Source organism: Vibrio sp. D404a, from assembly GCF_030248535.1.
In the GTDB taxonomy this organism is placed as follows: Bacteria; Pseudomonadota; Gammaproteobacteria; order Enterobacterales; family Vibrionaceae; genus Vibrio.
Map to the genome: position 1 here is coordinate 1 of NZ_JAHGAJ010000057.1, position 11,572 is coordinate 11,572.

Consider the following 11,572-nt stretch of genomic DNA (forward strand, 5'->3'; position numbering starts at 1 on the left):
AGCTTTCCGAATTTTAAGAATTTGCTTGGCGACCATAGCGTTGTGGACCCACCTGATTCCATGCCGAACTCAGAAGTGAAACGCAATAGCGTCGATGGTAGTGTGGGGCTTCCCCATGTGAGAGTAGAACATCGCCAGGCTCCAAATTTTGTGCTGGTATGGCTCAGTTGGTAGAGCGCACCCTTGGTAAGGGTGAGGTCCCCAGTTCAAATCTGGGTACTAGCACCATTTATTTTGTTGATTTGATACTTCAAATTAACCACAGAATTTGTTTGACGACCATAGCATTGTGGACCCACCTGATTCCATGCCGAACTCAGAAGTGAAACGCAATAGCGCCGATGGTAGTGTGGGGCTTCCCCATGTGAGAGTAGGACATCGTCAGGCTCAAATTGCTTTAAGCTGAATAGACACTGCGGAGTGGTAGTTCAGTTGGTTAGAATACCGGCCTGTCACGCCGGGGGTCGCGGGTTCGAGTCCCGTCCACTCCGCCACTTAATTTAACCCGATGCGAAAGCGTCGGGTTTTTTTATGTCTGTAAGAAAGCTCCCTTTACAAGGGAGGTGAGTCCCGGTCGCCTGCGACACCTGCCATTCCGCCATTTATACTAAGCCCAAGTAGAAATGCTTGGGCTTTTTTACGTTTGAATGATTATGTTCGCCCTTCGGTCGAAAAAGTCCCGCAAAAGGTTTGCCCGTTGTCCGCAACTCCGAACTAGGCGTCCCCGCCATCTACCATTTATCAGAAAGCCTACTCCTTGTTCGTAAGCTTCTATCTAATCATCGATAAATCACGTTTGTTTCTTCATTAGCAGTTTGCTACCTCATACTCGATGCCTTAGGGGCTTATAGGTCATGATTAATCGAACCGTAGAGTTATCTAGCGAAGATGTAATGGCTTAAGCAATCCAAGATTACACTGTGTGCTGAGCCTCATTAGAGGCTTGCTGAGGGTGTTGGAGGGAGAGAGTAAAACTAGGGACTTCGGATATAAAGTGAGTGTGGAGTAGATTTAAGCTCCACACATAGTAAGAAGCTTACGTCCGATTATCCGTGTCGGGATATCGTTGTTAAGTCCTGATGATCCCAACTCCAAAAGTTGTTAGGAGTAAGGTGAATTCCACCAACCCACTTATCTTCGATTAATTTAGGCTTATTGTGGTTAGATTTAGATAGGGAAATACAGTTGTGATACCAATCTTCATTCTCTGATCTTTGGACTTGCAAGATAGGCTCAGAGCCTTCTGTTAATGGTTTTATAATAGCCCAATACATTAGGTCACCTAGATATACTAACGGTTCTAGCTTCATATAGCGCTTAAACAGCTCCTTAAACTCTAGGCCTTCTTCTTCATCATTTAAGATATCTATAGTGAGTCGCTCTACCAAACCAAGCTTTGATTCTGTGTGTGGTAATTCTTGTAGGTGTCTAAAGATGACTGCTTTGATGTTAGGGAAAAGGTTTTGGTCTACTTTATGGTAGTTTTCGACGAGCTTTAAGGGACTCTCACAGCAGAAAGCTTGCCACAGCTCCGTTGCTACTGTTATATGATCTACAGATACTCCTTTTCTACTGTTCCAGAGTGCGCGTAGTGCTTCAGGAGGCAGCTGACCTAAACCAATGAACCTTTCTCTACCTGGGAAGGTGCTCACCTCGATAATCTCTACTTTGGTGGTGTTTTGGTATGAAAGTAGATATAAGGACCTAATCAACATCAATTGATCGTAGTTGTCGTGTTCGACCCATATAACAATGCGTTGATAGCTATTATCTAGGAGTTTACTCGTAGCTTGCTTAGCTTCGAGTTTTACTTGTTCAAATGACTTTTCTACCTCTTTCATTTCTGACAAGAGTCGATCACAGACATATTCGGCTCTGATCGTTGAAAGGGTCTCTTCATCCAAAGCTAAAGGGCCCAAACATAATGGTTCTATGTATGGGAGAAAGTCTCCCTTGAATCCGGCTTGCTCTAATGTTTGTTGTATATCGTGACCACAACGTACGTGAAGGGTTTGTAAATCATTGTCTAGGGCAGAGAGAGGAGTTCCACCTGAGCTTTTATTTCTCTCTAGGCTATCAATATGCGATAACAACTTACTCCAGCTACTTACCCCTAGCTCTCGTGCTAATGCTAAGTGTACGTCTGCCAACTTAACGCTATCAGCAGATAGGAGAGGATTAGGATGTAGAGCGAGTAACCAACGTAAGTCTTCGGTAGAGCCTGTTCTGATTCGTTTCAGTCGGGATTTAGCGTGTTTTTTTAGATATGTCAGATTGAGAGAAAAAGCATTCATATATTCACCGTCTCGTAACTTCTGCACTCGCTGATCAGAAGAGAAGGTAAATCAAATTGTCGTTTCCCAAGAAGGGAGGAAGTTGATGACCTTGAGTTAAACTCTTTCCGCGAGTAGGAAGCGTAGGTAACCGCTTTGGTCAATATATACGAAGGGTGCAGATAACGAAAGTAACAGCCTAAGTTAATGAGATATTTAGTGCGTTAGAGAGAACCGTAAGTTAGGTATATGGGGGAGAGGGTAGAAGTAAGTCGCATCTTAAAACGAAAAAAACAAGTCTTTCGTCGGGGACGCCTAGTTTTGGCTTCTTGGATTTGACTCCCCCTACGGGATTCGACGCGGCCGGCTAGGGCGGTCCGACGACTCGGCTGAGACATTGCTTTGGCACAAAGCAGGAGCATAGGTACGAAAAAGCCTCATCGTGTGATGAGGCTTTCTCTAAAATGGCTCCCCTGCGTGACTCAACGCGGGCGGCCAGATCTGAGACATTTATTTGGTACAAATAAGTCGCAGCTTAAAACGAAAAAAGCCAAGTCTTTCGACTTGGCTTCTTGGGTTTGGCTCCCCCTGCGGGACTCGAACCTGCGACATACGGATTAACAGTCCGCCGTTCTACCAACTGAACTAAGGGGGAATTATTTAAGAAGATAAACCTTCTCAATAATATAAATGGTGCCGACTACCGGAATCGAACTGGTGACCTACTGATTACAAGTCAGTTGCTCTACCTACTGAGCTAAGTCGGCACACTAAATGTGGCTCCCCCTGCGGGACTCGAACCTGCGACATACGGATTAACAGTCCGCCGTTCTACCAACTGAACTAAGGGGGAATTATTCTTAAAGCTTGAAAGAAATGGTGCCGACTACCGGAATCGAACTGGTGACCTACTGATTACAAGTCAGTTGCTCTACCTACTGAGCTAAGTCGGCACAGATATATTTCTTTGTGCTTTACTGCTGTTGTCTTCTAGACACCAACAAATAAATTGTGGTGCCCGGAGGCGGAATCGAACCACCGACACGAGGATTTTCAATCCTCTGCTCTACCGACTGAGCTATCCGGGCGACGAGGTGTATTAAACGTGTTTTCCGGTTCTGGGTCAACACTAAATTGCAAAAAAAGTATCGTTTGATGTTTTTCTATACTTAGTGGGGTATTTTTATCCATTTTGTATGAAAAAGCTAGGCCTGGCATGCGCTAAACAGGATTGAAAGAGAGTTAAAGTCTTAAGAAAAGTGCCTAAATAAAAAAAAGCACGTATGAAAACGTGCTTTTTTAGTAAGGGAAATGAATAACGAGTTAGTGTTTCACTTCAAAACGGTTTACCCAGGCTTCAAGTTCATTCGAAAGAGAGGCTAAAGTTTGGGTACTGTTGTGACTTTCTGTTACGACACCGCTTAGTTGGTTACCACTCTCTTCGATCATATTAATGCGTTTTGAGATATCATCGCTTACCTGAGTCTGTTCGGCCGCAGCTGTCGCTATTTGGTGGCTCATTGAAGAGATGGACTCTAGTGCAATCACAATCTGTTGTAGGGCTTCTGAAGCGTTTTGTGACTCAGTGACAGTGCTTTGACTGGTTTCGGCACACACTTCCATGGTCTGAATCGCATTACGAGAGCCTTCCTGCAGGTTGTTGATCATCAGTTGGATTTCTTTGGTACTGTCTTGTGTTCTACCCGCAAGATTACGTACTTCATCAGCTACAACGGCAAAGCCTCGGCCTTGTTCACCAGCTCGTGCTGCCTCAATGGCTGCGTTAAGCGCAAGAAGATTAGTTTGTTCAGCGATATCACCAATCACATCTAGCACTTTGACGATGTTGTTTACGTCGTTATCTAGGTTTGCTACGGCTTCACTCGCAGTGTTCAGTTGCCCAGCTAAACCTTGGATGTTGTCTACCGTGTTGTGGATCAAGCGTTGAGTGTGTTGGCTCTGTTTATCTGCTTCATCGGTGTTACGCGCTGTATCACCTGCTGAGTCAGCAACATTGTTGGCAGAAGAGGCCATCTCAGTCATTGCTGTTGCGATCATTTCCGTTGATTGTTGCTGAGTTTCAGTCAGCTGAGCTATCGAGCCTGCACGGTCTTCTACGCGCTGCAGCTCACCACGGAGTGCTAGCATGGAGGCGTTTAAGTTGGAAACCAACTCAGCCAACGACTGACTCATCTGCTGCACTGCGTGATAGATGCTGCCGTCTTCAGGCTTGGTATCGAAGGATGTCTGGATCTTACCTTGCGCTACAGCTTGTACAGCGGCTCTCACATCCTTAGGTTCACCACCTAACAGCGCCAGCATGCGTTTGATTGAGAAGATTAGGCTCGACAGGATAGCGCCTGCGATAACTAAGCAGAGAAACAGTTGCCACTGAGCAGTTGACCAGAAACGTGCGTTAACCTCGTTAAAGCCAATACCTGTACCGACAACCCATCCCCAATGCGGAGTTTTCTCTGCGATAGAGAGTTTTTCTTCGATAGTTCCATCTGGCAGTTTTTGAGTCCAAGTGTATTCAACGATCTGCCCGGTACGATTACCAAGAACTCTTTGAATAAGCTGACCAACGCTATTGCCATCACCATCTTTAAAGTCATTAAAGCTGGTTCCATGCAATTGAGGATCAAGAGGGGTGGCTACGAACGTCATGTTCTCATCGGCAACGTATACGTATTCGTTGTCTTTATAAATATTATTACGTAGTAGACGAGTCGCTAACTGTTTAGCCTGCTCTTCTTCTAGTGTGCCATCAATGGCCATTTTCTCCACTTCTGTGAGAATGCTATAGGCACTCTTAAAGAGCTCAGTTACACGGGCTTTATTGTCCATGTTGCTGGCGACTCTCAAGGTCCAAAGGCCAGTTGCAGTCAGCGCTAATAGAGCGACTAAGATAATTACGGATAGTATGTAGGCTTGCGTTTTTAATTTCATGTTTCCTCGCACAGCAGTAAAAATAATAGAGCTGTTTCATCGGATAGTAATCTAAGAGGTGTAGGGCAGATATCGGAAAAATACGAAAGTATGATAGAGATTAAATTTACGATACAAAAAAAGTAACAGAATTATGTTCGGTATGATAAATGCAAGAATGAAGTTAAGCTTTGAGCTGAAGTAAGAGTTGATAGTGGCACGATAAAGCTGTGGTTTAGCAGTTGTTTTATAAACCTGTATTAGAGGTGTGAGAGTTTCTAAATCTTAGGTTGGCAAAGTCATCTAACGGACTCTTTGAGTGATAGAGAGCAGGTATAAGCCAGTTAAAATATAAAAGCACAATCTTTGAAAAGGTAGATACTCTTTATCGTCATAAATTTTCTAGAAAAGCTTAAGTAATTCGTTAGTTAGACCAATAGCTAACATTAATTTGGAGCAGATACGAAAAAAGCCAAGTCTTTCGACTTGGCTTCTTGAATGTGGCTCCCCCTGCGGGACTCGAACCTGCGACATACGGATTAACAGTCCGCCGTTCTACCAACTGAACTAAGGGGGAATTATTTGTGTCAACAACAGGTCTTAAAGACCACTATTTGTTAAGCACCAAATAATGGTGCCTCGAGGCGGAATCGAACCACCGACACGAGGATTTTCAATCCTCTGCTCTACCGACTGAGCTATCGAGGCAAAAGAATGGTGCCGACTACCGGAATCGAACTGGTGACCTACTGATTACAAGTCAGTTGCTCTACCTACTGAGCTAAGTCGGCACACTATATCTTTTACTGAAGACGTTACTCTTCATTTTATATGAAATGATATCAATCACTTCAATTGTAAGTGGCTCCCCCTGCGGGACTCGAACCTGCGACATACGGATTAACAGTCCGCCGTTCTACCAACTGAACTAAGGGGGAATTATTTGTGTCAACATCAGGTCTTAAAGACCATTATTTGTTAAGCACCAAATAATGGTGCCTCGAGGCGGAATCGAACCACCGACACGAGGATTTTCAATCCTCTGCTCTACCGACTGAGCTATCGAGGCAAAAGAATGGTGCCGACTACCGGAATCGAACTGGTGACCTACTGATTACAAGTCAGTTGCTCTACCTACTGAGCTAAGTCGGCACACTAATATTCTTTGTGCTTTTGTCCGTGCTAATGCTTCCTGTTAAAAAGCGCTGACACCAACAAATCAAATTGTGGTGCCCGGAGGCGGAATCGAACCACCGACACGAGGATTTTCAATCCTCTGCTCTACCGACTGAGCTATCCGGGCAACGGAGCGCTATTAAACGGATTTTCGGCATAACCGTCAACACCTTTTTTCAAAATAATTAAAAAAAACGTTCATTAGTTGTTTTTTTATTCAAAAGTGAGGGTTAGGTTTTGCCTTGGTTAAACTCTTTTTTGAATTTTGTTACTTTTTCTAAGTATCTACGCGATTCTTTGTTGGGATGCTTTTTGGTTAATGCCCAATAAACTTGATTAGGTTGCAAAGAGTTAAGGTCATTCATTGCGCGCTTTCTATCGCGACTAAAGGTATTTAACACTCCTCCTGTGCCTCCGTTGTACGCAGAAATCATGCTGTACTCCAAGGTGGTCGGGTGTTGAACGTCTTTTAGGTAGCGATTTTTAAGGATGTAGAAATACGCAGTACCTGCATCAATGTTGTTTTCTGGATTAAATAAATATTCAGGGCTAGGCTCACCCGATTTATTTTTCACCAGCTTAAAGACATCGCGGCCAGCTGTTTTAGGGACGACCTGCATCAAACCATAGGCGTTAGCCCAACTAACGGCGTAGGGGTTAAAGCTACTCTCAGTTTTGATTATGGCGTAGATAAGATCTTCTGGGATGTCATAGCGCTTTGAAGCACGCTGAACGATGTCTGCGTATTTATAGCTTCGCTTACTCGCGTGATCGGCCACCATTGGGATCTCAACGTAGTAGGCTTTTTTGAAGTCGACGTTCTTCGTTTTTAGGTTGTTTGCTATTAAGTAGTCAGCAAATCGATTGGCACGCCAAGTCCATTGAATAGGCTTTTTGTCTTGATCAACAACTTGGTTATAGAGGAAGGGCTGGCCTTCTAGTTTGATGCTTTTAGAAGAGAATAGATCGACACTTGCTGGATCATCGGGTGTCAGCAAGGTTGTCATGATCGCATCTTTTAGGTGCTTTTTGGGCTCTGTCGATGAAACCGTTTCGACGGTAATAAGACCTTTTGAGAAGTTTACTTCTGAACGACTCAAGTAATTATCTATGTATTTCACATAGTTACTTTTACCTGCAATCTTTACTTCATTGCTGCCCCAACGTTTTTGGATGTTACCCGAGAAGCTATTGATGAGGGCATCGAGTGCGCCTGTATCTTTCTCGAATTGACCCGGTAGCTCCGCAAGGTTACCTGCAAAACGGTTGGTCGGTTCATAATTGACGTCATAAATGCTCTCAATGAACTCTCGGCTACAACCGGTAAGTAGCATAGCCGCTAGGAAGTAACTCAGCTTTTTCATAGGTCCTCATACAAAAATGACATCACAGCGCGAACCATGATGTCATTAAACTTGGTGTAAATAAATGTCTTATTCGCTTGGTGGTGTGTAGCCATCAATCACGACATCTTTACCTTCGAAAAGGAAGTTAACCATTTCTGTCTCAAGCAGTTTTCTGTGCTCAGGATCCATCATGTTTAGCTTCTTTTCATTGATAAGCATGGTCTGCTTGCTTTGCCATAGTGCCCATGCTTCTTTAGAAATATTGTCGAAAATACGCTTACCTAAGTCACCTGGGTAAAGTTGAAAATCTAAGCCTTCAGCATCTTTCTGTAGGCGAGCACAAAATACAGTGCGGCTCATAATGGTTCCTCTTGTCGTATTCGTCTGTTTAAACGTGATCGTTTAATTCAAAGGTTAGGCTTTCTAATAACTGCTTAACAGGAGCAGCTAAGCCTATCTCTTCAGGTTTTGATAAGTTATACCAGAGACCCTTTGTCCCTTCCATTATCAAATCTGGTTGTTTGTCTAATTTTACTAAGACAGGGGTGATATCTAAGTGGTAATGGCTAAAGGTATGCCTAAACGCAATTAGAGTCTCTTGGTTTTCTATAGAAGCTGAGCCAATCGAGCGGATGTCGAGTTGGTGTTCAATCTCCTGATTTTCATGTTGAGGGAAACAGAACAGCCCTCCCCAGATGCCTGATTGCGGTCGTTGCTCCAACCAAACCTGATTGTCGTGATAAAGAATCACAAACCAAGTCTCTTTTACAGGCTTCTCTTTCTTCGGCTTCTTACCCGGAAAGTCGAGCTGACGGTCTAGCTTGTTTGCCTCACACATCGATTCAATTGGACATAACGTGCACTTCGGCTTGCTTCGAGTGCACACCATAGCGCCCATATCCATCATGGCTTGGTTGTACTTATCGACATCTTGTTTGGGAGTATTTGACTCAGCATGCTCCCAAAGCTGATTTTCAACCTTTTTCTGCCCCGGCCAACCTTCGACGGCAAAACTTCTTGCTAAGGTTCGTTTGACGTTGCCATCTAAAATCGCATGAGGCTGCTTATAGACAGATGATAGAACGGCTGCGGCGGTTGAGCGTCCAATGCCGGGTAGGGCGTTCATCTCTTCAATGTCGGTTGGAAACTCTCCACCATACTCAGTGGCAACAATCTTTGCGGCTTTGTGTAGATTACGCGCTCTTGCGTAGTAACCAAGGCCGGTCCAAAGGTGTAACACTTCATCTTGCTCTGCATTGGCAAGATCGATAACGGTTGGAAAGCGCTCCAGAAATCGTTGGTAATATGGGATCACGGTAGCGACTTGCGTCTGCTGGAGCATGATCTCAGAGAGCCAAACAGAGTAGGCGGTTTTGTTTTGTTGCCATGGGAGTTCTTTACGCCCATAGGCGTCATACCACTTTAATATGGCGGATGCGAAAGGAGTCACGACTTGCTCATTGCTTTGCTATTATTAGAAACGAAATTGCACCACACTTGTGGTTGGATGTAAAACAGACAAATTGTGTGGGAATTTATCAGCAGAAAGACTTGCACAGACGGCAATTCTTTGGATAATCCCCGCTTTGATTAATCAATGTGCAGGCAAAAATCAATGAGTGAAGTGACCACTAACGAATATACTGAAGACGGCAAACTGGTTCGTAAGATCCGCAGCTTTGTTCGCCGCGAGGGCCGCTTAACCAAAGGCCAAGAGAACGCGATGAACGAGTGTTGGCCAACTATGGGTATCGACTACAACCCAGAACTTCTAGATTGGAAAGAAGTTTTCGGTAACGATAACCCTGTAGTACTAGAGATCGGCTTTGGTATGGGTGCATCACTGGTTGAAATGGCGAAAAACGCGCCAGAGAAAAATTTCTTAGGTATCGAAGTTCATAGCCCAGGCGTAGGTGCATGTCTTGGTACTGCTCGTGATGCTGGCGTAACTAACCTTCGTGTAATGTGTCACGATGCGGTTGAAGTGTTTGAGCATATGATTCCAAACGGCAGCCTTCACACATTACAACTGTTCTTCCCTGACCCGTGGCATAAAGCGCGTCACCACAAACGTCGTATCGTGAAAGCAGAATTTGCAGAGATGGTTCGCGAGAAGCTAATCCTTGATGCAGGTATCTTCCACATGGCGACTGACTGGGAAAACTACGCAGAGCACATGATTGAAGTGATGAACGCAGCTCCAGGCTTTGAAAACATCGCAGAAGAGGGTGATTTCATTCCTCGTCCTGATGAGCGTCCACTGACTAAGTTCGAAGCTCGTGGCCACCGTTTAGGCCACGGCGTATGGGATATTAAGTACAAGCGTACTAAGTAATTCAAAGCAAAGTGAGTCGGCTCAGTTACTGAGCGATTGCCCCTACACTTTGTAGTATTGATAAAAGCCAACATTGTTGTAATGTTGGCTTTTTTGTCCTTAGCTGAACAATAATACCAATCGTAGTAAATAACTGCTCACCCTAGCTTGCTAAAATGCTCGATAACTTCGTTAGAATTTTTGATTGTAGAACAACTACTTATCGAAAAAAATCTGCCTTGTTCTCAAGCCTTTTTTCTGCGCTATTTTTGATCACTTACTTACTGTGATTGGTATAAATCCATGGTGGCAAACACCAGCCCTACAAGAATAACAATACAGAAGTACACAAGCATGAAACCGACACAAGCTATCTTGGCGGAGATTCTAGAAGAAGTTCGCCCTTTAATTGGCCAAGGGAAAGTGGCTGACTATATTCCGGCTCTGGCCAAAGTCTCGAATCAAAAGCTTGCTATTGCCGTTTACACCAATGAAGGTGAGGTGATCCAAGCGGGAGACGCAGAAGAAGCCTTTTCTATTCAATCTATCTCTAAAGCCTTAAGCTTGACCTTGGCCATGGTGCTCTATAAGCCCGAGGAGATCTGGCAGCGTGTAGGCAAAGAGCCTTCAGGCCAAGCATTTAACTCCATGATTCAGCTAGAGATGGAGCAAGGTATTCCGCGCAATCCGTTTATCAATGCGGGTGCGATCGTGGTTTCAGATTTATTGCATAGCCGTCTATCTGCACCAAGACAGCGTTTGTTGGAGTTTGTACGTCAGCTTTCTGGTGATACGCATATCGTTTACGACAAGGTCGTTGCGGCTTCAGAGATGATGCACAGTGATCGTAATGCGGCGATTGCTTACTTGATGCGAGCATTTGGTAACTTCGACAATGAAGTGATTCCGGTATTGAACAACTACTTCCATGCTTGTGCGCTTAAAATGACTTGTGTCGACTTGGCGAAGACCTTTAGCTATCTAGCGAATAAAGGCACTTCAGTACAGACTCAGAAGCAGGTGATTACTCCAACTCAAACGAAACAGTTGAATGCATTGCTTGCGACTTGTGGATTGTATGATGGTGCTGGTGAATTTGCGTATCGCGTTGGTATGCCGGGTAAATCTGGTGTAGGTGGTGGCATCATCGCTATCGTACCGGGCGAGATGACGATTGCTGTGTGGTCTCCGGAGCTTGATCCTTCAGGTAACTCACTTGCGGGCACCAAGGCTCTCGAGCTGCTTTCAGAGCGCATTGGTCGTTCGATTTTTTAGAAGATAGATGCGTGATGCTAGCACGGACTTCGTCCTATAGAGCGCTTCGCTGTGGTGGAGTTTAGAGATCCCCAACTCACTCGTTCCTCATTCTTGGGGATGACGGGTTAAGCTAGTGTTCTGATCATAACTGACAATACTTACCGTCATTCCCGATAGCGACGAAGGAGTGTAGTCGGGAATCTGTTCCTTTCTTCGCGCAAATTAGAAAAGGGTTGACCCTAAAGCCAACCCTTTCATCATTTTTCTCGAATCTCGAA

The 11,572-nt window shown here is 44.5% G+C and carries 7 protein-coding genes, 14 tRNA genes and 2 rRNA genes; 6 read left to right on the top strand and 17 right to left on the bottom strand.

Annotated elements, in window-relative coordinates:
- Window positions 1-24: 24 nt before the first annotated feature.
- The 4 genes from rrf (KI655_RS23815) (at window position 25) to KI655_RS23830 (ending at window position 494) form a co-directional block, all read left to right on the top strand.
- Window positions 25-140, top strand: a 5S ribosomal RNA gene (rrf, locus tag KI655_RS23815).
- A gap of 12 nt (window positions 141-152) precedes the next feature.
- Window positions 153-228 (top strand) — tRNA-Thr (locus KI655_RS23820).
- A 43-nt stretch (window positions 229-271) separates the two neighbouring features.
- Window positions 272-387: ribosomal RNA gene (gene rrf, locus KI655_RS23825) — 5S ribosomal RNA — on the top strand.
- A gap of 30 nt (window positions 388-417) precedes the next feature.
- A tRNA-Asp gene (locus KI655_RS23830) sits at window positions 418-494 on the top strand.
- 552 nt (window positions 495-1,046) lie between these two features.
- Here KI655_RS23830 and KI655_RS23835 read toward each other — a convergent pair.
- The 17 genes from KI655_RS23835 to mutY all read right to left on the bottom strand — a co-directional run bounded on the left by KI655_RS23835 (window position 1,047) and on the right by mutY (window position 9,173).
- Window positions 1,047-2,294 carry a DUF1835 domain-containing protein gene (locus tag KI655_RS23835; RefSeq protein WP_285409188.1) on the bottom strand — a complete coding sequence of 416 codons (1,248 nt, stop codon included), beginning with the start codon at window positions 2,292-2,294 and terminating at the stop codon, window positions 1,047-1,049.
- Window positions 2,295-2,852: 558 nt separating this feature from the next.
- A tRNA-Asn gene (locus KI655_RS23840) sits at window positions 2,853-2,928 on the bottom strand.
- 36 nt (window positions 2,929-2,964) lie between these two features.
- Window positions 2,965-3,040 (bottom strand) — tRNA-Thr (locus tag KI655_RS23845).
- A gap of 10 nt (window positions 3,041-3,050) precedes the next feature.
- Window positions 3,051-3,126, bottom strand: a tRNA-Asn gene (locus KI655_RS23850).
- Between the two features lie 24 nt (window positions 3,127-3,150).
- Window positions 3,151-3,226: transfer RNA gene (locus tag KI655_RS23855), tRNA-Thr, on the bottom strand.
- 59 nt (window positions 3,227-3,285) lie between these two features.
- A tRNA-Phe gene (locus tag KI655_RS23860) sits at window positions 3,286-3,361 on the bottom strand.
- A 235-nt stretch (window positions 3,362-3,596) separates the two neighbouring features.
- Entirely contained in the window at window positions 3,597-5,222 is a 1,626-nt protein-coding gene (locus KI655_RS23865; protein ID WP_285409189.1) for a methyl-accepting chemotaxis protein, read from the bottom strand.
- 480 nt (window positions 5,223-5,702) lie between these two features.
- Window positions 5,703-5,778, bottom strand: a tRNA-Asn gene (locus KI655_RS23870).
- Between the two features lie 55 nt (window positions 5,779-5,833).
- Window positions 5,834-5,909: transfer RNA gene (locus KI655_RS23875), tRNA-Phe, on the bottom strand.
- 7 nt (window positions 5,910-5,916) lie between these two features.
- Window positions 5,917-5,992, bottom strand: a tRNA-Thr gene (locus KI655_RS23880).
- A 71-nt stretch (window positions 5,993-6,063) separates the two neighbouring features.
- Window positions 6,064-6,139, bottom strand: a tRNA-Asn gene (locus KI655_RS23885).
- 55 nt (window positions 6,140-6,194) lie between these two features.
- Window positions 6,195-6,270: transfer RNA gene (locus KI655_RS23890), tRNA-Phe, on the bottom strand.
- A gap of 7 nt (window positions 6,271-6,277) precedes the next feature.
- Window positions 6,278-6,353: transfer RNA gene (locus tag KI655_RS23895), tRNA-Thr, on the bottom strand.
- A gap of 75 nt (window positions 6,354-6,428) precedes the next feature.
- Window positions 6,429-6,504 (bottom strand) — tRNA-Phe (locus KI655_RS23900).
- A gap of 103 nt (window positions 6,505-6,607) precedes the next feature.
- Entirely contained in the window at window positions 6,608-7,741 is a 1,134-nt protein-coding gene (gene mltC, locus KI655_RS23905) for a membrane-bound lytic murein transglycosylase MltC (protein ID WP_032549861.1), read from the bottom strand.
- Window positions 7,742-7,810: 69 nt separating this feature from the next.
- Window positions 7,811-8,083 carry an oxidative damage protection protein gene (locus KI655_RS23910; RefSeq protein ID WP_032549860.1) on the bottom strand — a complete coding sequence of 91 codons (273 nt, stop codon included), beginning with the start codon at window positions 8,081-8,083 and terminating at the stop codon, window positions 7,811-7,813.
- Window positions 8,084-8,111: 28 nt separating this feature from the next.
- On the bottom strand, window positions 8,112-9,173 hold the full coding sequence (gene mutY / locus KI655_RS23915) for an A/G-specific adenine glycosylase (RefSeq protein ID WP_285409191.1): 1,062 nt from the start codon (window positions 9,171-9,173) through the stop codon (window positions 8,112-8,114).
- 165 nt (window positions 9,174-9,338) lie between these two features.
- Between mutY and trmB the strand changes: the two genes are divergently transcribed.
- Both trmB and glsB read left to right on the top strand, forming a co-directional pair.
- Window positions 9,339-10,058, top strand: a complete 720-nt coding sequence (trmB, locus tag KI655_RS23920) for a tRNA (guanosine(46)-N7)-methyltransferase TrmB (RefSeq protein WP_285409192.1) — start codon at window positions 9,339-9,341, stop codon at window positions 10,056-10,058.
- 333 nt (window positions 10,059-10,391) lie between these two features.
- A complete protein-coding gene (glsB, locus tag KI655_RS23925; protein ID WP_150869313.1) occupies window positions 10,392-11,312 on the top strand; it encodes a glutaminase B in 921 nt (306 codons plus the stop codon).
- Window positions 11,313-11,572: the final 260 nt, after the last annotated feature.

Excerpts from the sequence above, each read along its gene's own strand:
- KI655_RS23835 (WP_285409188.1), bottom strand. The coding sequence starts at position 2,294 with ATGAATGCTTTTTCTCTCAATCTGACATATCTAAAAAAACACGCTAAA.
- KI655_RS23865 (WP_285409189.1), bottom strand. The coding sequence starts at position 5,222 with ATGAAATTAAAAACGCAAGCCTACATACTATCCGTAATTATCTTAGTC.
- mltC (WP_032549861.1), bottom strand. The coding sequence starts at position 7,741 with ATGAAAAAGCTGAGTTACTTCCTAGCGGCTATGCTACTTACCGGTTGT.
- KI655_RS23910 (WP_032549860.1), bottom strand. The coding sequence starts at position 8,083 with ATGAGCCGCACTGTATTTTGTGCTCGCCTACAGAAAGATGCTGAAGGC.
- trmB (WP_285409192.1), top strand. The coding sequence starts at position 9,339 with ATGAGTGAAGTGACCACTAACGAATATACTGAAGACGGCAAACTGGTT.
- glsB (WP_150869313.1), top strand. The coding sequence starts at position 10,392 with ATGAAACCGACACAAGCTATCTTGGCGGAGATTCTAGAAGAAGTTCGC.